20 protein-coding genes and 1 pseudogene are annotated in these 19,040 nt (G+C 74.7%); 13 read left to right on the forward strand and 8 right to left on the reverse strand.

The genetic code is table 11. The annotated features are described in order from the left end of the window. Positions 1–33 precede the first annotated feature (33 nt). A complete protein-coding gene (locus ACFV04_RS33270; RefSeq protein ID WP_380534562.1) occupies positions 34–1,032 on the reverse strand; it encodes an LPXTG cell wall anchor domain-containing protein in 999 nt (332 codons plus the stop codon). A gap of 444 nt (positions 1,033–1,476) precedes the next feature. On the opposite strand from ACFV04_RS33270, the gene ACFV04_RS33275 reads away from it, so the two are divergent. Beyond that, positions 1,477–2,760, forward strand: a complete 1,284-nt coding sequence (locus tag ACFV04_RS33275) for a geranylgeranyl reductase family protein (RefSeq protein WP_380534564.1) — start codon at positions 1,477–1,479, stop codon at positions 2,758–2,760. Positions 2,761–2,917: 157 nt separating this feature from the next. Here the strand turns inward: ACFV04_RS33275 and ACFV04_RS33280 are convergent, their stop codons facing one another. Further along, complete coding sequence (locus tag ACFV04_RS33280; RefSeq protein WP_380534565.1) at positions 2,918–3,451, reverse strand: GNAT family N-acetyltransferase; 534 nt, start codon at positions 3,449–3,451, stop codon at positions 2,918–2,920. A gap of 85 nt (positions 3,452–3,536) precedes the next feature. Between ACFV04_RS33280 and ACFV04_RS33285 the strand changes: the two genes are divergently transcribed. The 6 genes from ACFV04_RS33285 (at position 3,537) to ACFV04_RS33310 (ending at position 6,684) form a co-directional block, all read left to right on the forward strand. After that, positions 3,537–4,145: a GNAT family N-acetyltransferase gene (locus tag ACFV04_RS33285; RefSeq protein WP_380534567.1), complete on the forward strand. Its 609-nt coding sequence runs from the start codon at positions 3,537–3,539 to the stop codon at positions 4,143–4,145. A gap of 144 nt (positions 4,146–4,289) precedes the next feature. Further along, complete coding sequence (locus ACFV04_RS33290) at positions 4,290–4,685, forward strand: alpha/beta fold hydrolase (RefSeq protein ID WP_380534569.1); 396 nt, start codon at positions 4,290–4,292, stop codon at positions 4,683–4,685. 149 nt (positions 4,686–4,834) lie between these two features. Beyond that, a complete protein-coding gene (locus ACFV04_RS33295) occupies positions 4,835–5,278 on the forward strand; it encodes an HAD family hydrolase (RefSeq protein WP_380347922.1) in 444 nt (147 codons plus the stop codon). A 66-nt stretch (positions 5,279–5,344) separates the two neighbouring features. Then, the gene (locus ACFV04_RS33300) at positions 5,345–5,752 is read left to right on the forward strand and encodes a DUF3040 domain-containing protein (protein WP_380347924.1); all 408 of its coding nucleotides are present in this window, start codon (positions 5,345–5,347) and stop codon (positions 5,750–5,752) included. Positions 5,753–5,791: 39 nt separating this feature from the next. Then, complete coding sequence (locus ACFV04_RS33305) at positions 5,792–6,088, forward strand: PRC-barrel domain containing protein (RefSeq protein WP_380347926.1); 297 nt, start codon at positions 5,792–5,794, stop codon at positions 6,086–6,088. 11 nt (positions 6,089–6,099) lie between these two features. Continuing rightward, entirely contained in the window at positions 6,100–6,684 is a 585-nt protein-coding gene (locus tag ACFV04_RS33310) for a type 1 glutamine amidotransferase domain-containing protein (RefSeq protein ID WP_380347928.1), read from the forward strand. Positions 6,685–6,772: 88 nt separating this feature from the next. Here the strand turns inward: ACFV04_RS33310 and ACFV04_RS33315 are convergent, their stop codons facing one another. From ACFV04_RS33315 to ACFV04_RS33330, 4 genes and pseudogenes are all read right to left on the reverse strand, one after another. Continuing rightward, complete coding sequence (locus ACFV04_RS33315) at positions 6,773–7,627, reverse strand: DNA ligase (protein WP_380534593.1); 855 nt, start codon at positions 7,625–7,627, stop codon at positions 6,773–6,775. A gap of 153 nt (positions 7,628–7,780) precedes the next feature. Beyond that, positions 7,781–8,650: pseudogene (gene ligD, locus ACFV04_RS33320) on the reverse strand (non-homologous end-joining DNA ligase); the annotation flags it as partial. 295 nt (positions 8,651–8,945) lie between these two features. After that, positions 8,946–9,371 carry a VOC family protein gene (locus ACFV04_RS33325; RefSeq protein ID WP_380534572.1) on the reverse strand — a complete coding sequence of 142 codons (426 nt, stop codon included), beginning with the start codon at positions 9,369–9,371 and terminating at the stop codon, positions 8,946–8,948. 44 nt (positions 9,372–9,415) lie between these two features. Next, positions 9,416–10,348, reverse strand: coding sequence for a helix-turn-helix domain-containing protein (locus ACFV04_RS33330; protein WP_380534574.1), 933 nt, complete (start codon positions 10,346–10,348; stop codon positions 9,416–9,418). Positions 10,349–10,559: 211 nt separating this feature from the next. On the opposite strand from ACFV04_RS33330, the gene ACFV04_RS33335 reads away from it, so the two are divergent. Then, entirely contained in the window at positions 10,560–10,994 is a 435-nt protein-coding gene (locus tag ACFV04_RS33335) for a CBS domain-containing protein (RefSeq protein ID WP_380347934.1), read from the forward strand. A 204-nt stretch (positions 10,995–11,198) separates the two neighbouring features. Here the strand turns inward: ACFV04_RS33335 and ACFV04_RS33340 are convergent, their stop codons facing one another. Then, entirely contained in the window at positions 11,199–12,092 is an 894-nt protein-coding gene (locus ACFV04_RS33340; RefSeq protein ID WP_380534576.1) for a helix-turn-helix domain-containing protein, read from the reverse strand. A gap of 144 nt (positions 12,093–12,236) precedes the next feature. On the opposite strand from ACFV04_RS33340, the gene ACFV04_RS33345 reads away from it, so the two are divergent. Then, the gene (locus ACFV04_RS33345; RefSeq protein ID WP_380534577.1) at positions 12,237–12,821 is read left to right on the forward strand and encodes a pyridoxamine 5'-phosphate oxidase family protein; all 585 of its coding nucleotides are present in this window, start codon (positions 12,237–12,239) and stop codon (positions 12,819–12,821) included. A 181-nt stretch (positions 12,822–13,002) separates the two neighbouring features. Here the strand turns inward: ACFV04_RS33345 and ACFV04_RS33350 are convergent, their stop codons facing one another. Further along, positions 13,003–13,398 (reverse strand): transglycosylase family protein, encoded by a 396-nt coding sequence (locus ACFV04_RS33350; protein WP_380534578.1) that lies wholly within the window; start codon positions 13,396–13,398, stop codon positions 13,003–13,005. Between the two features lie 474 nt (positions 13,399–13,872). Here ACFV04_RS33350 and ACFV04_RS33355 point away from each other — a divergent pair, with 474 nt between their 5' ends. The 4 genes from ACFV04_RS33355 to ACFV04_RS33370 all read left to right on the forward strand — a co-directional run bounded on the left by ACFV04_RS33355 (position 13,873) and on the right by ACFV04_RS33370 (position 18,716). Continuing rightward, on the forward strand, positions 13,873–14,442 hold the full coding sequence (locus ACFV04_RS33355; protein WP_380534579.1) for a universal stress protein: 570 nt from the start codon (positions 13,873–13,875) through the stop codon (positions 14,440–14,442). Positions 14,443–14,538: 96 nt separating this feature from the next. Next, entirely contained in the window at positions 14,539–15,993 is a 1,455-nt protein-coding gene (locus ACFV04_RS33360) for a PLP-dependent aminotransferase family protein (RefSeq protein WP_380534580.1), read from the forward strand. Positions 15,994–16,244: 251 nt separating this feature from the next. Further along, on the forward strand, positions 16,245–16,757 hold the full coding sequence (locus ACFV04_RS33365; protein ID WP_380344700.1) for a hypothetical protein: 513 nt from the start codon (positions 16,245–16,247) through the stop codon (positions 16,755–16,757). Between the two features lie 552 nt (positions 16,758–17,309). Beyond that, a complete protein-coding gene (locus ACFV04_RS33370) occupies positions 17,310–18,716 on the forward strand; it encodes a family 2B encapsulin nanocompartment shell protein (RefSeq protein WP_380534581.1) in 1,407 nt (468 codons plus the stop codon). Positions 18,717–19,040 lie beyond the last annotated feature (324 nt).

Consider the following 19,040-nt stretch of genomic DNA (forward strand, 5'->3'; position numbering starts at 1 on the left):
GCCTCCGGGAGGGTGCCCCGGAGGCCCCGGGCCTCAGGAGGAGGTGCGGCGGCGGCGGGAGTAGACCACCGCGCCCGCGCCGGCGGCCAGCAGGACCGTGCCGGCGCCCGCGTACAGCAGGGTGCCGTCGCTACCGGTGCTGGCCAGCTTCTTGCCGTCCGGGGCGCCCGGGATCGGGGTGGGGACGCTGACCTTGGTGGGCACGGGGATCGGCTGGGCCGGGTTGACCGGGGTGTCGGTGGTGGGCTTGTGCACCGGCACGGTGGCGGTCGGCGGGGTCGACGGGCCCTCGCTCGGGACCTCGGTGGGGGCGCCGGTCGGCGCACCGGTCGCCGGGGCGGTGGCCACCGGGGTGGTCGGCGTCGCGGACGGGGTCCCGGACGGCTTCGCGGTGGCGCTCGGCGTGGCCGGGGGCGTCACCGGCGGAGTGACCGGAGGCGTCACGACCGGGGTCGACGGGCTGTGCGACGGGGTGGTCGGCACCGAGGTCGGGCTGCTCGACGGGGTCTTGGTCGGGGTCGGCGTCACGGTCGGCGAGGGCTTGCCGGTCGGAGCCGGGGTCTCGCCACCGCAGTCGACCTTGAAGACCTTCTGCTTGGGGTTGTCGAGCTTGGTGTCCTTCGGCAGCTCGCCGTCGACCAGCTCGACGGACTGCCAGTACAGCTTGTAGTGGCCGTCGGGCAGGTGGATGTCCTCGGTGCGGACGTGGCCGTGGCCGTCGACCGGGAGGTCGCCGTACGCGACGAGCTTCTCCTGGGGGCCGCCACCGACGGTGGTGATCGCCCAGATCACGTCCTGGTCGGCGTCGAAGCCGAAGGAGTCCAGGTAGAAGGTGCAGACCTTGGGCTCGTTGCGGACGTCCTCCTGGCCGGTGGCGGCGTCGTGGATCTTGACGGTGCCGTTGTTGCCGGGGGCGCCGCCCTTGCCGCCGCCACCGGCGACGGCGTGCGCGGCCGCGGGCGCGAGGAGGATCAGGGCGGCGGCGGTCGGGACGGCCACCAGGGAGCGCGCGGCGGTGGAGCGGATGTGCATGGCGGTTCCATCGGGTACGGCAGGCCGGGACGAGCCTGCGCAGTGGGAGGGAGCCTCTGGTCGGCCGTTTCGGCGGGAGCCGGTGCCGTACGACGGGAGAGGCACAAAAGTTCCCGCAGAGAGAAACGTGACGCAAGGGAGGTTTGGCTGAAATGCCCTGCTGTGTACGGTTGATCCACGTAGTTCGTTACAACGATCCGATCACCCGGTTGTCATGGTTTCGTGTGCACTCCAGCCGGTGCGACCTCCGGTGACGGTCAACTCCGGGCCCCGCCCCGGTGGGTGAAACCACCGCGCCGAGGTGGCCGGTATTGACCGGTCCCCGGGCACGGCCTGCGTGTCGGGGCGGCGGGCGGGGGCCAGGTTTCTCTATCGTCCGTCTGGAACCGCCCAGTCCGCCGATTCCGCTGCCTGCGCAGCCGACCCGACCCGTGGGAGAGTGCGATGCCCGGCCCAGAGCAGACCGCCGAGGAGAGCGCCGACGTCATCGTGGTCGGTGCCGGCCCGGCCGGTTCCACCGCCGCCGCCCACCTCGCCCGGACCGGCCTGGACGTCCTGCTGCTGGAGAAGTCCGCCTTCCCGCGCGAGAAGGTCTGCGGCGACGGCCTCACCCCGCGCGCCGTCAAGCAGCTGACCGACCTCGGCATCGACGTCTCCGAAGAGGCCGGCTGGCTGCACAACCGGGGCCTGCGACTGGTCTCCGGGCGGCGCTCCCTGGAGTTCGACTGGCCCGAGCTCTCCGCCTTCCCCGGCTACGGACTGGTCCGCCGCCGCGCCGACTTCGACGAACTGCTCGCGCGCAAGGCCGCCGCGTCCGGCGCCCGGGTGGTCGAACGCGCCAACGTGGCCGGCCCCGTGGTGGACGAACGGACCGGCCGGATCACCGGCGTCACCGCCAAGCTGGGTGAGGAACGCCTGCCCGTCACCTACCGGGCCCCGGTCGTGGTCGCCGCCGACGGCAACTCCACCCGGCTGTCCGTCGCCATGAAGCGCTACCGCCGCACCGACCGCGCGATGGGCGTCGCCTACCGGACCTACTTCCACACCCCGCGCCACGAGGACCGCTACCTGGAGGCCTGGCTCGACCTGCGCGACCCCGACGACCCGGCCCGGCGCCTGCTGCCCGGCTACGCCTGGGTGTTCGGCATGGGCGACGGCACCGCCAACGTCGGCCTCGGCGTCCTCGACACCGCCAAGACCGACGTGGACTGGCGGGAACTGCTGCGCCGCTGGTGCGAGGACCTGCCGCCCGCGTACGGCTACACCCCCGACGGCGTCACCGAGCCGATCCGCGGCGCCGCCCTCCCGATGGGCCTCAACCGCCGGCCCCACTACGCGGACGGCCTGCTGCTCGTCGGCGACGCGGGCGGCACGGTCAGCCCCGGCACCGGCGAGGGCATCGCCTACGCGATGGAATCCGGCCGCTTCGCCGCCGAGACCGTCGTCCAGGCGCTCGCCCGCCGCACCGACCGCGGCCGCGAACTCGCCCTGCGCGCCTACCCGCAGGCCCTGCGGTCCGCCTACGCCGGCTACTTCGCCCTCGGCCGGCTGGCCGCCGACCTGCTCGGCCGCCCCAGGCTGCTCGGCACCGCGGGGGCCGCCGGACTCGGCCACCCGGCCTTGCTGAAGGTGGCGTTCCGGCTCATGGTCAACCTGACCGAGCCCAACTCCAACGACGCCCTCGACCGGCTGCTCCACCTGCTCGGGCGGGTCGCGCCGGGGAAGTGAGCGCCGGGGAGGCGAGCGCCGGGGCGGTGAGCGCCGGGGCGGTGAGCGCCGCACCCCGGGTCCGCCGGGCCGCCCCGGAACAGGATGACGGACGATCCGACGATCCGACCGCCCGGTGCAGAACCGGCCACGAAGGGCACGCGAACCGCCCCTCCGGTCACCAGACGTCGCCGTCGCGCCAGTCGCAGGCCAGCCGGCCGTCGAGGTCCAGCGGCGCCGAACCCGGCAGGACGAACACCGCGCCCTCCTCGTCCGGAGTCGGCCGCAGGCCGCCCGGGGTGATCGCGCAGAGCGGCCCGCGCCACGGCTGCCAGCCGCGCCGCCGGTAGAAGGGGACCGCCTCGTCCGACGAGCCCAGCACCCCCACCTCGTAGGCGCCCCGGACCACCCGCTCCACCGCGTCCATCAACGCACCGCCGTGCCCCCGCCCCCGGCGGTCCGCCCGCACCCCGACGCCCTCCACGTACCCGGCCCGCAGCGCCCGGTCGCCGTGCAGCATCCGCCGCTGGACGACCGACGCGTGCCCGATCAACACCCCGTCCTCGATCAGCAGCGCGTGCACCCCGCCCAGCGCGTGCTCCCAGTCCCCGACGGTCATGTCGCCCTCGAAGACCCCGATCAGCAACTCCCGCGCCTCCGTCAGCACGGCGTGCTCCAACTCGGCCGTGTGGGCCGTCAGCAGCTCGATCACGGGCCGATCCTCGCACCCGGACGGCCCGCTCGAAACCCGGATAAACCGCTGGCGGGAGCGGGGGCGCGGGGGATAGGAAGACCGGGTGACCACCATCAGCGACTCCCCCACCGACGGGCGCGTCTTCCGCCCCGCCGTCCTCGACCTCGGCGACGCCCTGCTCCGACCCTGGGGACGCGGCCTCGACGTGCCCGGCGGCGTCGTCCCCGCACTCGTCGCCGCGTCGACGGACCCGGACATCGCCCGCTGGAACCCGCTCTCCAGTGCCGACCAGGCCGCCGCCGAGGCCTACCTCGACCGCTGCGACGCCCACTGGGCCGACGGCACCATGGCCGCCTTCGCCGTCACCGACGCCGCCCGCGGCACCCTCCTCGGCAACGCCTTCCTGCGCTGGAACAACCAGGCCGACGGCATCGCCATGGTCGGCTACTGGCTGCTCGCCGCCGCCCGCGGCCGCGGCCTGGCCACCCGCGCGGCCACCGCCGTCACCCGCTGGGCCGTCGAGACCGCCGACGCCCGCCGCATCGAGCTCTTCCACGCCGTCGGCAACGACCGCTCCTGCCGGGTCGCCGAACGCGCCGGATTCCCGTACGAGGGCACCCTGCGCGCCTCCTGGCGCTTCGACGGCCGCGACTACCAGGACGAACACCTGCACGCCCGACTGGCCTCGGACCCGGATCCGGACCTCGGCTGACCCGGAGGGCCGGCGGGGCCTGCGATCGCCGGTGCTCCAGCGGCTTCTGGCGGAACGTGAGGAACGGGCGATGGCGATCCGGCACCACCACGGCGAGGTCAACGGGATACGGATGCACTGGGTCTCCGCGGGGCCGGGGACCCGGTGGTCCTGCTCCACGGCCGGCCGCAGACCTGGTACGAGTGGCGCCACCTGATCCCGGTGCCGGCGCGGGAGCACCCGGTGATCGCCCCCGACCTGCGCGGTTGGGGGGAGACCGAGCGCCCCGCGGTGCGTTCCGGCTGCGAGTGCCACGTCAACACCTGGGTCAGCGCCGGACAGGTCCGCAAAGCGGCCCGGCGGCCGCTCGACATCCCGGTCCCGGCCGTCGCCGGGGAGCACTCCCCGGGGCAGCACATGATCGACTTCGTTCGCCGCCTCGCCCCGGAGGCTCAGGGGGTCGTCCTGCCGGGCTGCGGTCACCTCGTCCCCGAGGAACGCCCCGCCGAGCTCGCCCGGCTCGTCACCGACTTCCTGGCGGGTGCACCCGGGACGGAGTGAGCCCGGGAAGGAGTGAACCCGGTACCGCCGTCGGCCCCGGGCAGCACGGGGCCGGGCCTCCCGGTCCGGCAGGCAGCGCGCCTCGCGGGGGAGCGGCCTAACCTGGAAGGGCGCGTACGGTGCGTGGCCTTCCAACGGAAGCGGTGGCCATGACGGTGATCTCGGCGGCTCTCTTCGGAACCGACTGGCGGCCCGCGCTGCCGGGTGGGGCCGAGCTGCTGCGCGAGTGCGCGGCCCGGGGCTGGACGGTCGTGCTGACCGGGCCCGGTCCCGCCGGGGCCCCTGCCCTGACCGTGGCCGATCCCGGGGGCGATCCGGTGCGTGCCGCGCTCGAACTGGTCGACGGCGGGTCCTCGCACGCGGTGGCCGTCGCCGGGAGCGTGCGCGAGGTACGGGCGGCGCGCCGGGCCGGGGTGCCCTGCGTCGCCCTGGAGGCCGGCGGGGACGCCGGCCCGGAGCTGCGGGCGGCGGGTGCGGTCGAGGTCCACCGCGACGCGGCCGCGCTGCTGCGCGTCCTGGACGACAGCCTGCTCGCCCGTCCCCGGGCCTTCGGACCCGTGGGCGCCGGAACAGGTGGTCCCCGGAACGGTTAGCGCCGGCCCGCGCCGGGCAACCCGCCGGGTGCGAGCACGTCACCGGAAGTGTCGGAGGTGACCGAGATGGACGGTCCCGCATTGAGCGGATGGGAGCGGCGGCTCCTCGAGGAGATCGAGTCCGATCTGCGCCAGGACGCCAAGCTCGACCGGAGGCTGAGCACCATGGGTGCGAAGCGGCCCAGCCGGGTCCGGCGCGTGCTCGGTGCGGTCGGGCGCCGGGTCACGGCGGGGGTGGTGCTGACGACCCTGGTGATGACGGCGATCTGCCTCGGCGTGGGCGCGCGGACCCCGACCCCGGCCGTGCTGGCCGCGTTGGGGGTGGTCTGGGCGGCCACCGTGGCGGCCGCGGTCGCGACCTCGGAACTGTTGCGCCGCCGCAGCGCCTCCCGGTCCGGCCGGGCGGAGGCCGCGGAGCTGGAGGAGCCCCGTGAACGCCGTGAACGGCGGCCCTGGGACCGGCCGGAGGCGTGACGCGATGAGGACGGACGTGAGGCGAACGGACGTGAGGCGATGAGCACCGACCTGTGGGAGCACCGACCGGGCTCCCACCCCGCCGCCGACCTCGGCCTGGTCGGGTACGAGGTGCAGGCCACCGACGGCCCGGTCGGCCGGGTCGAGCAGGACGGCGGGGACCACCTGCTGGTCGACGCCGAGCCCTGGGTACCGGGCACCCGGGTGATCGTCCCGGTGGGCCTGGTCGCCCGGGTCGACCACCTCGAACGCGCCGCCCACCTCGACTGCCCGCGGGCCAGACTCAGCTCCGCCCCGCCCGCCGCGGTCGACCTGACCGCGCCCCGTCCGCGCTGAGCGGCCGACCCGTGCCCTGGCCGTCCACCACGCTCACCGGCCGGACGATCGCCTTCCTGGTCGCGCCGTACGGTGTCGAGCAGTCCGAACTGACCTCCCCCTGGCAGGCGGTCGCCGAGTCCGGCGGCACGCCGCGCCTGCTGTCCACCGCCGAGGGGCGGATCCAGGCCGTCCGGCACCACGCCCCGGGCGACACCTTCGCCGTGGACGCCCCGGTCGCCGGAGCGGACCCGGCGGACTATGACGGCCTGGTCCTGCCCGGCGGCGTCGCCAACCCGGACCACCTGCGGCTGGACCGGTCGGCGGTCGCCTTCGTGCACGCCTGCTGCCTGGCCGGCCGGCCGGTCGCGGCGATCTGCCACGCCGCCTGGACCCTCATCGAGGCCGACGCTGTCCGCGGCCGCACCCTCACCTCCTGGCCCAGCCTGCGCACCGACCTGGTCAACGCCGGCGCCCACTGGGTCGACGAGCCGGTTCACGTCTGCCACGAGGGCCCCGGCCCGCTCGTCACCAGCCGCAAGCCGGGCGACCTGCCGCTCTTCGAGGACGCGTTCGTGACGGAGTTCGCCCACGCGTGGGCGAAGCGGCGGAGGTAGGGCGGGGCGCTGCGGCGTGGCGGAGGTAGGCCCGGGCGTTTCGGCGCGGGCTGCGCCCCGGACGGCCTCGGGCCGGTGGGCCCCGCCGTCAGTCGCCGCGCAGGCGGACGAAGGTGGCGGTGGGCGGCCGACCGCTGAGGGTGAGTTCGGCGCGGAGGGGGCCGGTGAGGGGTCGGACCGGGCCGTGGTCGGGGTCGGTGGTGGCCGGGCCGAGGAGCGGCCGGGTCAGGTCCGCGACCTCCCGGGACTGGACGGCGGTGAGCCGGGGGGTCGTCAGGAGGACGCGGCCGTCGTCGAGTTCGAGGACCAGCGCGTGGGGACGGGCGGTCGGGCCGGTGACGGCGCGGACGGTGGCGTCCAGGGTGTCGGTGCGCCGGTACTTGACCCAGGCGCGCCCCGCGCCGCGCGGCCGGTAGGGCGAGGCGGAGGCCTTGCAGACCAGGCCCTCCACCCCGGTGTCGGCGAGCCGCTCCATCCACTCCAGCGCCTCCGTCCGGTCGGTGGTGGCCAGCACGGGCCGGATCGGCGGCGGGACGTCGGCCAGCGCGGCGAGCAGGAGCCGGCGGCGGTCGGTGAGGGGGAGCCGGCGGACGTCGCGGCCGGGCAGGGCCAGCAGGTCGAAGGCGATCAGGCCGAGTACGACGTCCGGGGCGGCGGCCCGGGCCTGCCGCGTGCGCAGCAGCTCGCCGAAGGCGAACCGGCCGTCGCGCCAGGCGACCAGTTCGGCGTCCAGCACCAGTCCCTCGGGCAGCCGGCCGACGGCGGCGGCGATCGGCGGGAACTCGGGGGCGAGGTCACGGCCGGTGCGGGACTGGAGGACCGGTGGGCGGTCACCGCGGGCGAAGGCGACGCAGCGGAAGCCGTCCAGTTTCAGCTCGTACTGCACGCCCCCGCCGCCCAGGCCGTCGGCGGGCGGTACGGCGGTGACGGCGGCGGGGCGCATCACCTCGATGGGCGGGGCGAGGACCGGGCGTGGTTGCGGTGAGCGCGGTCGCGGCGCGTCCGGCGACGTGTCCTGCCGTGCGTCCTGCGCCGCGTCCGCCGGCTTCGCCGGGCCCGGCCGGGCCGGCCGGTGCGGCGCCGTCGACGGGGCCGGCGGCAGCGGCCGGGCCCGCTCCGGGTCCAGCAGCGGGCCGAACAGGTCGCCGTGGGCGGCCAGCCGGTCGGGGACCTCGGCGAGCGTGAAGGTCAGCTCCGGCTCGCCGCCCGCCCGTTCCAGTTCGGCCCAGGACAGCGGGGTGGAGACCGTCGGCAGCGGCCGGGCCCGCAGGGTGTACGGCGCTGCGGTGGTCTTCTTGACGTTGTTCTGCGACCAGTCGATCAGCACCCGGCCCCGGCGCCGGGCCTTGGCCATGGTGTGCACCGCCAGCTCCGGGTGCTCGGCCTCCAACGCGGCGGCCAGCGCCTTCGCGTAGGCGGAGACCCGGCTGCCGGGCGTGGGCTCGATCGGGACCATCAGGTGCAGGCCCTTGGAACCGGAGGTCTTCACCCAGGCGGTGAGGCCGTCCGCGGCGAGCCGTTCGCGCAGCAGCAGCGCGACCGTCCGGCAGGTGAGGACGTCCGCGCCCTCGCCGGGGTCGAGGTCCAGGACCAGCCGGTCGGCGAGGGCGGGCGCGGCCGCGTGCCACTGCGGAACGTGCAGCTCCAGGCAGCCCAGGTTGGCGAGGGACAGCAGCGCCGCGCCGTCCTCCAGCACCACCTGGCGCAGTTCGCCGGTGTTGCTCGGGACGTCGACGGTGCGCACCCAGTCCGGGGTGCCCGGGGGCGGGTTCTTGGCGACGAAGACCTCCGCCTCGACGCCGTCCGGGCAGCGCAGGAAGGAGACGGGGCGGTCGCGCAGGTGGGGGAGCAGGGCGGTGTGGACAGCGGCGTAGTAGCGCAGCACCTCACCCTTGAGGGTGCCGGTGCGCGGGTAGTACACCTTGTCGAGGTGGGAGAGGGCGAGGGTGCGCCCGTCCACCGTCATCTGCGGCACGGTCCGTCTCCGAAGCCTCCGGTGGGTGCCCCCGCAGCCAGTCTGCCCCGGTTCGACGGCCGGCGCCCGGGGCCGACCGGTGCGTGGGGTCGGCGACCAGGTCATCGATCCAAGCCCGGTCCGGCGCCGGACCGTCCCGGTGGCCGGCTCCCCGTGGCTGACCCGCTCGTCGACCTCCGGCAGCGCCAGGCAGAGCGCCCGCAGCCGCTCCAGCCGCTCCAGCCGTTCCTCCGGGGTCCCCTGCACCCGCTCCACCGGCGTCCCCCTCACGGGCCCGGGCGCCGGGTCATCCCGCGGCCGGCCGGGGAGCGCCCGGGTAGGTGCCGAAATACCAGTGGTTGCCCTCCGGGTCGGCGGCGGCGAAGTCGCGCGAGCCGTAGTCCGTCTCGTGCACGGCGGTGGTGATCCGGGCACCCGCGGCCACCGCGCGGGCGTGCACGGCGTCCGGGTCGGCGGTGACCACGTAGGCGGTGAAGCCCCCCGGCTTGCCCGCCCAGAGCTCGGCGCCCTCCGGCGACTCGCGGTCGGAACCGAGCATCACGCCGCCGCCCTCGGGCCAGGCCAGTTCGGCGTGGGCGACGAAATCACCCTCGCCGTAGGCGACGACCTCCCGGAACCCGAAGGCCTCGACGAGGAAGCGGATCAGTGCCCGGGCGTCGGTGGCGCGCAGGCTGGGCCAGACCTGCGGGGCGGGGGTCTCGGTGGCGTCCATGGCTTCTCTCCTCGGATCGGGGCTCGGGACCGTGCGGATGTCCGCTACGCCTCCCACTCTGCGGCCGCACCGGCCGCCCCGCCTTGGACGTTTCGGAACCGCTCCGCCGACGGCCCCTCCGCCGCCAGCCAGGCGCTCGGCGCCGCCCCGGCCAGCGCGCGGAACTCGCGCGCCAGGTGCGCCTGGTCGAAGTACCCGCAGCGCACGGCCAGTTCCGCCAGCCGGGTCGGCGGGTCGGCGGAGGCGAGCAGGTGCCGGGCCCGGTCGAAGCGGATCACCCGGGCGGCGGCCTTCGGGCTCAGCCCGGTCTCCCGGCGGAACCGCTCCTGCAGGTGCCGGGCGCTCCAGCCGGTCTCCCGGGCCAGCGCCGCCACCGGCAGCGCACCGCCGCTGCGCCGCAGCGCCCGCCACGCCCAGCCGACCTCGGGCGGCACCTGCCCGGACGGCCGGGCGGCGCGCAGCAGCGCCCCGTCCAGCGCGGCGAACCGCTCCTCCCAGTCGCGCGCGGACCGCAGCTGCTCCTGCAGCCGCGGGCCCAGCTTTCCGAGCACCGCGTCGGCGGGCACGTCGATCCCGGCCAACTCCCCGGCGGGCAGGCCGAACAGGGCGCGGGCGGCGAGCGGGTGCACGGCGATCTGCACGCCGGACTGGGCGCCCGCGTGGGTGATCAGCGCGGGGGTGGTGTGCAGGCCGCCGAGCAGGGTCGGATAGCTGCCGGGCGGCTGCGCCGGGTCGGGGTGCTCGGCGATCACCAGCGGTTCGTCGAGGGTCAGGATGAAGGTCAGGTGGGGGGACGGCAGCCCGCGGTGGACGGCGGGCGCCAGGCCGCGTTGCCGGTAGCCGGAGTACCAGGCCACGTACGGGCGCAACGCGGTCGCGGGCCGGGCTCGGACGGCCTCGTCGACGTACCCGTCGACCGGTGCGTCGGGGACCTCGCGGAGGGGCTCCGCGTCGTGCTCGGCTGCGTCCGTGGTCACGCTCCCAGTATCGGCGGTCCCCGCGGCCGGGGGCCGGTTCGCGGCGGCGGGCCCACCGCCACCGGGGCCGCCGGCCGTCCTCCGCGCGGTCGCGGACCGGCGCGGTGTTGCTTATGGTGAGGGCGCGGTCACCCCGTTCGCGCCCCTGTCGAGCGTGTGGGGGAGCGCCGCCCGGGGGGAAGCGGGGGGAATCACCGACGAAGGAGTCCCCGTGACCACTGCCCGAGACATCATGCACACCGGCGCCCAGTGCATCGGCGCCCACCAGACGCTGGCCGAGGCCGCGAAGATGATGCGCGACAAGAACGTGGGCGCGCTGCCGATCTGCGGCGACGACCAGAAGCTGAAGGGCATCATCACCGACCGCGACATCGTGCTGCGATGTGTCGCCGAGGGCAAGGACCCGTCCTCGATGACGGCGATGGAGCTGTCCGGCCACCTGCACTGCGTGCGCGCCGACGACAGTATGGAAGCGGTGCTGCGCAAGATGGAACAGCACCAGATCCGGCGCATCCCCGTGATCGACGGCGAGCGGCTGGTGGGCATGATCAGCGAGGCCGACCTCGCAATGGGCCACCGCGACGGCCAGCGACTGACGGACCAGCAGATCATCGACTTCATGGACAGCGTCTACATGAAGCAGTGACCCGACGCGGTGACCGGGCCCGGTCGGTCTCCGACCCGGGCCCCGGCCCCGTTCGCGCGCCCGTGACCGGCCGGACCCCCGTACCGGCCGGATCCTTCGAAGGGTGCCGGACGGGGCCGCCGCGCGTCTTGTACGAATGCGCACGCGGCGCGGTCGCTCGCGCCGCTGCCGTGACGGGCGCCCCTTCCGCGTGGTGGCGTCCGCTCATGCGGCGCCCGGGTCGAGGACGGCGCTGGTGACCCGGCCCGCCACCCGGTCGGTGGGGGCGGGAAGGGCGGTGCCGCCGCGTGAGGCCAGGAACTCGCGGGGGGAGCAGCCGACCATGCCGCGGAAGCTCCGGTCCAGGTGGGACTGGTCGTAGTAGCCGCACAGGGTGGCGAGGTCGGCGCCGGTGGGGTGGTCCTCCCGGGCGGCCAGGACGCCGAGGGTGTGTTGGAGGCGGAGGATTCCGGCGGCCTGTTTGGGGGCCAGCCCCAGGTGTTCGCGGAAGCGCAGCTCCAGCCGGCGGCGGCTCCACCCGGTGCCCTCGACCAGGGCGTGGATCGGCACCAGCCCGTGCGAGCGCCGCAGTTGGTGCCAGGCCCAGAGGACGGACGGCTCCCAGTCCGGGCCGTACGCGAACAGCGCGGCGAAGTACCCGTCCAGCATGGCGAACCGGGCGGGCCAGCTCGGGGTGTCGGCCAGCCGGTCGGTCAGTGCCCGCAGCCGGGGGCCCAGGAGGTCCCCGGGTTCGGCCCACTGCCCGCCGAGGTCGCCGGCCGGCGACCCGAACGCCCGGAACGCGCCCTGCGGGGTGAGCGAGACGGCCAGCCCGTGCAGGACGCCCGTGTGTTCGGCGATCGTGGCGGTGCGGCGCAGCCCTGCGGCGACCGATCCGAAGGAGGCGGCGGGCGCGGGGGAGACGGCGTCGGTGAGGCGCATGCTGCCCTCGAAGGCCAGGGCCACCGTGACCACGTCCGTGGGGACCTCCAGGCGGCGGCGCGGCCGGCGCAGGTCCATCCGGTAGCCGCGGTAGCCGAGGACGTACCGGCGCAGCGGAGCGGCGGGAGTGCCGAGGACCGTCTCCGGTGCGTTCGTCGGGAGGGTGCTCCGGGCCATCTCAACTCCCGTGCTCGGCCGGGTGGGTGACATGTGCACGGGTCATTCTAGGGTCCGCCCGCCCGCTCCCGCCGCCCTGCCCGGGGCGTCTCATGCGGTGGATCTTCCTTTCTTGCCGGCCGGGATGCGGGCAGAATCGCGCACATGGGAAAGCAGTACGAATCCATCGACGGCCGGCTGCGGCGGTTCATCGAGAGCCAGCCGGTCTACTTCGTCGCGACGGCGCCGCTGGCCTCCGACGGTCACGTCAACCTCTCGCCCAAGGGCCGCTCCGGCACCCTCGTGGTGATCGACGAACTCACCGTCGCCTACCTGGACTTCGGCGGCTCGCAGGCCGAGACCGTCGCCCACCTGCGGGAGAACGGCCGGATCACGCTGATGTGGTGCTCCTTCGAGGGGCCGCCGACCGTGGTGCGGGTGCACGGCCGGGGCGAGCCGGTCTTCCGCGACGACCCGCGCTTCGCCGGGCTGCTCGGCCGGTTCGACCCGGCGGCCGACGGGTCGGGCCTGCGGGCGATCGTGCTGGTCAGGGCCGAGCGGGTGAGCGACTCCTGCGGGTACGCGGTGCCGTTCATGGACTACCGCGCCGACCGTGACCTGCACGCGCGGTACTTCGACCGCAAGGACGAGGAGGAGTTCGGCGCCTACTGCGAGCGCAAGCCGCTCGTCGTCACCAGCATCGACGGCCTGCCCGCCCTTCCGCTGCCGCTCCCGCCCCGGCCCGCCTGACCGGTCACCTGTCACCGGCCGTCGGGTTTCGGTCACCGCCGTCGGCTCCGCGGTCGACGGTCTGCCCGCCGGGGACCCACCGCGTCCCGGTCGCGCCCGAGTGCCGATGGGCCGGCGGGCGGGCGCGACGAAGCCGCCGCACCCGGGAGGGGGTGCGGCGGCTTCGGGGTCTTCGGGGGGCCTACTTGCTCAGGCCGGCCTTGACGGAGCAGATCGGCCAGGCGCCCGGGCCCTGGGCCGCGAGGACCTTCTCGCCGACGGAGATCTGCTGGTCCTTGGTGGCCAGGTCGGCGCGCGGGGCGAAGGAGGTGCCGCCGAACGCCGCCCAGGTGCTGGAGGTGAACTGCAGGCCGCCGTAGAAGCCGTTGCCGGAGTTGATGGCCCAGTTGCCGGTGGCCTCGCAGGAGGCGACCTTGTCCCAGACCGAGGCCGGCGCGGCGGAGGCGCTGGTAGCCGTGACGAGGCCGGCCACCGGCAGCGCGGTGAGCGCCCCGGCCATCAGAGCCATCCGGACGCGGTTGCGGCGCTTCGGGGTGGCAGTGGTGGTGGCAGCGGCGGTCTCGTTACGGAAGGTCATGGATTTCCTTTCGGAGGGGTTGCGAGCACGCGGAACCAGGCCTTCGGAAGGCCGTCGGTTTCGGGGACACGTCACTCGCGTGGTTCGGCACCGTTCCTGCTCGGGGGGCGGTGAGGCCGGTCCGGAGCGGATCGCTCGGTGCAACGGGTTCGAAGTTACGGGGGCGGTGGTGGCCGGTTCAAGGATTCGGAGGTTTAGGCACGTCAGAGGGCTATTACCGGGCGTAAGGATCAAGGAATTGTGCTGATTTCGCACGGTTTGCACCTATTTCCAAGATCAAACCCTGCGGAGAAGTGGCCCCCGCCACACCGAAAGCCGTGTGAGGCCACGCACATCGTCGACAGCGCGTGACGGCCCGCCCGCCGCCGGTGCCGAATCCGCCGCGCCCGTCGCCGCCCCGGGTGGCCCGCACCACAGGGCTCACCCCGCGTACCCCCTGCGTCTACGCACCGTCCCGGTAATAGCCTGTGGATCATGAGCAACGACAGCGACGCAACGGACGCACCGGGCGCGGGAGCGGCGGACACCGGCAGGGGAGGGGCGGCCGCGGCCGGGGGTCCGTCCGGCGCCGGGGAGCACCAGGCCGCGGCCGCACCCGCGGGCTTCGAACTGGGGACGGACGGGCCCGGCGTGATCCTGGCCGGCCTGGACGGCTCCGACTCCTCCTGGCGCGCCACCGCCTACGCCGCAGGGCTGGCCCGCCGGCAGGGCGCCGTCCTCGCGGTGGCCTACATCCAGCCGGTCCTCGGCGCCGCGACCGCCCTGGCCGGGGCCGCCGTGGAGGAGACCACCCAGGAGATCGCCGAGGAACTGCTGGCCGCCCTGCGCGAGGCCGAGGAGCGGGTCCGCGGGGTCTGGAAGGTGGACTGGCGTTTCCTGACCATGCGCGGCGACCCCTACGGCGGCCTGGCCAAGCTCGCCGACGAGCTGCGCGCGGACGCCGTGGTGGTCGGCGTCTCCGAGCAGGCCGGGCACAAGGTGATCGGATCGGTGGCGGTCCGGCTGGTGAAGGCGGGCCGCTGGCCGGTGACCGTCGTCCCCTAGGGGGGAAGAGGTGGAGGGAAGGGGAGAGGGGGGCGGAGGCCGCCGGGGCCGACCGCGCGACGGGTGCGGACGGGGCGCCGGGTAGGGTGCGTGAACATGACGGACACGCGGGGCACGCTCCCCTCCGAGCCCGCCCACCCGACCGGCAGCGACCTGCACCTCGACCTCCCCGCCACCGGCGGCCGCCGCGCCGCGCTGATGACGGCCCTGCGCGAGGCGATCCGCAGTGGCCGGCTGGCGCCCGGCACCCGGCTGCCGCCGTACCGGGTGCTCGCCGCCGACCTCGGCCTGGCCCGCAACACCGCCGCCGAGGCCTACGCCGAACTCGTCGCCGAGGGCTGGCTGACCGCCCGTCAGGGATCCGGCACCGCCGTCGCCGAACGCGCCGAACCCGTCCCGCCCACCCGGGCCCGCCGGCCCTCGCCCCGGCCCGGACCCCGGCACGACCTGCGCCAGGGCCAGCCCGACGCCGCGTCCTTCCCCCGGACCGCCTGGCTGGCCGCCGCCCGCCGGGCCCTCACCGCCGCGCCCAACGAGGCCTTCGGGCCCGGTGATCCGCAAGGCCGGCGCGAGCTGCGCACCGTCCTCGCCGACTACCTGGCCCGGGCGCGGGGGGTGCGCACCGACCCGGACCGGATCGTGGTCTGCTCCGGCTTCGCCCACGCCCTGCGACTGCTCTTCGACGGCGCGTGGCCCGTCCTGCCGCCCGCCGAGAACGGCCCGCTGGCCGTCGAGGCGTACGGGCTGGGCTTCCACCGCGGGCTGCTGGCCGCCGCCGGGGTCACCGCCGTTCCGCTGCCGATCGACGAACAGGGCGCCCTCGTCGAGGAGTTGGCGCAGAGCGCGGACGTCCGGACGGCGCTGCTCACCCCCGCCCACCAGTTCCCCACCGGCGGTCCGCTGCACCCGGGCCGCCGCGCCGCCGTGGTCGACTGGGCGCGCGGCCGCGGCGGACTGGTCCTGGAGGACGACTACGACGGCGAGTTCCGGTACGACCGCCAGCCGGTCGGCGCCCTTCAGGGCCTCGACCCCGAGCGGGTGGTCTACCTCGGCAGCGCCAGCAAGAGCCTCACCCCGGCGCTGCGCCTCGGCTGGATGGTGCTGCCGGACCACCTGGTCGACCGGGTGCTGGCAGCCAAGGGCGAACGCGAGGGCTGGGCCAGCGCGTTGGACCAGCTGACCCTCGCCGAGTTCATCGACTCCGGAGGCTACGACCGGCACCTGCGCCGGATGCGCCGCCACTACCGGGACCGCCGTGACCACCTGGTGGCCGCGCTCGCGGAGCGCGCCCCGCACGTCGAGGTGTCCGGCATCGCGGCCGGTCTGCACGCGGTGCTGCGACTGGAAGCGGGCACCGAGCGCTCGGTGCTCAAGGCGGCCGCCTACCGGGGCCTGGCGGTCGACGGCCTCGCCGACTACCGGCACCCGGAGATCGCCCCGGAGGCCATGCCCGCCGTCGACGGGCTGGTGGTCGGCTACGCCACGCCGCCCGACCACGCCTACGCGGCGGCGGTCGCGGCGCTCTGCGACATCCTGCCGTCGCCGGTCTGAAGGCGGCCCGAAGCTGCCCGGGAGGCGCCCGGGCGGCGCGACGGCCGGGGGAGCCGGGGAGCCGGGGAGCCGGTGGGAGGGGGCGGGGGAGTCGCTGCCCGCGCGGGCGGAGAAGCATATGCCTCCGGGCGCCCCGATGAGGGGGGAACGGGACCGACCGGTCCGCAGTGTCCGCTGGCCACTCCTGCGTCGGTACGGAATCGGGCCGAGGAGGGCAACCCGAGCGGTACCGCCGCCTACGCTCCCTGGTCATGCGCAGAACACATCCGATCCGCGCCGCGCTCGTCGCGTGCCCGGCCCTCGTCGTCGGTCTGCTCCTCTCCTCCGCTCCCGCCAGGGCCGACTCCCCGTTGCCCCTCACGGCCGTCTCCGACAAACAGACGACCGTCCGGGGCGGCGAGTTCACGCTCACGCTGACGCTCACCAACCCGTACGACACCCCGATCCAGTTCGTGTACCAGAGCGTCCAGGAGACCTACGCGACCAGCCTGCAGACCGGTCTCAAGTTCGCCGCGACGGCCTGCGGCACCCAGACCAACGGCTGCAGCGACAACGTCCACGGCGGCATCGCCCGGTACAACGTGCCGCTCGAACCCGGTGCCAGCAGCACCTTCACGGTGACCTACACCGTCGCTCCGGACTCGGCCTGTGGTGCCGCCACCCGGATCGACTTCTACTCCTACCTGTACTACGAGTACAACGCAGGGCTGAAGAACAACTCGGGCATCATCGGCGTCCCCGGCACCCAGGTGGCCTGCGCCTGACCCGCCGCCGACCGGGGCGGGCTCGCGACCGCCACCGGCGCGCCCCCACTGCGCACCCCGTTCTCCCGTCAGGTGCCGGCCACCCCCGTTCCGGCACCTGACGGGCCGTCCGCATGCGCGCGCCCCGCAGGCCCCCGGCCGACGCACCGACCCCGCGCCTTCGAACCTCCGCATCCGAACCGCCCGGCCGGTGTGCCGGGTTGACGCCCGGTGACGGTCTCCCGGTCGTCCGGAGCGGTGGCGGCCGGGCGGGAAAGCCGGTGGTGCCACGGGGATCGCAGGTGCGAACGGATGTTCCTCCGGTTCGCGGGCCCATGGGGGCGGACTGCGCGAGATTCACCCTATCGGGGGGTACTGGGCGTCCGTACGGGCCTGGCCGGGTGCTGGTGATCTAGGGTTCCGGGTGGGTCGCCGGGAGACGGCGGCACACCCGGAACTTTCGCCAATGCCCCCACCAGTCTGCGGATCTGATGATCCGTCACGGCATGCGCCGGTGGCGCTCCCCATGGCCCTGGCCGCGTGACCCCACCACAGGAATGGAGACCCCTGCCGATGCCCGTGGACACGAGCCCGGAGACAGAGCAGGCCAAGCAGCAGAGCCTTGCGACGGCCGCTGCCCGGAACCTTGCCACCACGACCAAGTCCGCACCGCAGATGCAGGAGATCACCTCCCGCTGGCTGCTCAAGGTGCTCCCCTGGGTGCAGGCCGCCGGTGGCGCCTACCGGGTCAACCGTCGGCTCACCTACGCCGTGGGCAACGGCGTGGTGGAGTTCATCAAGACCGGCTCCCAGGTCCGGGTGATCCCGGCCGAGCTGGGTGAGCTGGCCCTGTTGCGCGGTTACGAGGACGACGAGGTGCTCACCGCCCTGGCCGACCGTTGCCAGCAACGGGACTTCGGCCCCGGCGAGGTGCTCACCACCCAGGGCGAGACCGCCGACCGGATCTTCCTGATCGCGCACGGCAAGATCAACCAGATCGGCACCGGCAAGTACGGTGACGAGACGGTGGTCGGCGTGGCCGGCGACGGCGACCGCTTCGGCGACGACGCGCTGCTGAACCCGGACGCCGTCTGGGACTTCACCGCGAAGACGGCCACCGCCGGTGTCGCGCTCACCCTGAGCCGGGACGACTTCGCCCGCATCCGGGACAACGCGCCGAGCCTCCAGGAGCACCTGCAGGCCTTCCTGGCCCTGCCGCTGCAGGCCCAGAACGAGCGCGGCGAGGCCGAGATCGCCATGTCGGCCGGCCACCACGGCGAGTACGAGCTCCCCGGCGCCTTCGTGGACTACGAGTTGAAGCCGCGCGAGTACGAGCTGAGCGTCGCGCAGACCATCCTCAAGGTGCACAGCCGCGTCGCCGACCTCTACAACCAGCCGATGAACCAGATCGAGCACCAGCTCCGGCTGACCATCGAGGCCCTGCGCGAGCGCCAGGAGCACGAGATCGTCAACAACCAGGAGTTCGGGCTGCTCAACAACGCCGACTTCGACCAGCGGATCCAGACCCACTCCGGCCCGCCCACCCCGGACGACCTGGACGAGCTGCTCAACCGCCGCCGCGACCCCGACTACCTGCTGGCCCACCCGCGGACCATCGCCGCGATCGGCCGCGAGTTCAACGCGCGGGGCCTGTACCCCACCCACGTCGACCTCGGCGGGCAGCAGGTGCCGGCCTGGCGCGGGGTACCGATCCTGCCCTGCAACAAGATCCCGATCACCAAGGAGAACACGAGCTCGATCCTCGTGATCCGTACCGGTGAGGACAACCAGGGCGTGATCGGTCTGCACCAGACCGGCATCCCGGACGAGTACCAGCCGTCGCTCTCGGTCCGCTTCATGGGGATCGACGAGAAGGCGATCATCTCGTACCTGGTCAGCGCCTACTACTCGACCGCGATCCTGGTGCCGGACGCGGTCGGTGTGCTGGAGAACGTGGAGATCGCGCACCGCCGCCACTGAGCGGACGCGCGGAACAACGGGCGCGGGCCGTAACCGGCGGGCTCGAAGATCGTTTCTCCTGAAGACGGACGGCTCGCCCCCCGGAGGCGGGCCGTCCGCCTCATCACGTCCGGCCACTTCCGGTCGTGCCCGACCGACCCCGAACCGATCGACCCCGACTGGCCGAGACCGGCCGAGACCGGTCCGGTCCGGGAGCGCGCCGGGAAAGGGCCGGACGTCGACCGATGGCGGCCCTTCCGCCTGCCCCGTGGCGGGCCGGTCGACCCGAGCGCGTCCTGTTCCGTCCCGTCCTTCCCAGGCGACCCGAGAGGTGTGTGGAGCCCA

The organism is Kitasatospora sp. NPDC059599 (genome assembly GCF_042735125.1).
GTDB lineage: Bacteria > Actinomycetota > Actinomycetes > Streptomycetales > Streptomycetaceae > Kitasatospora.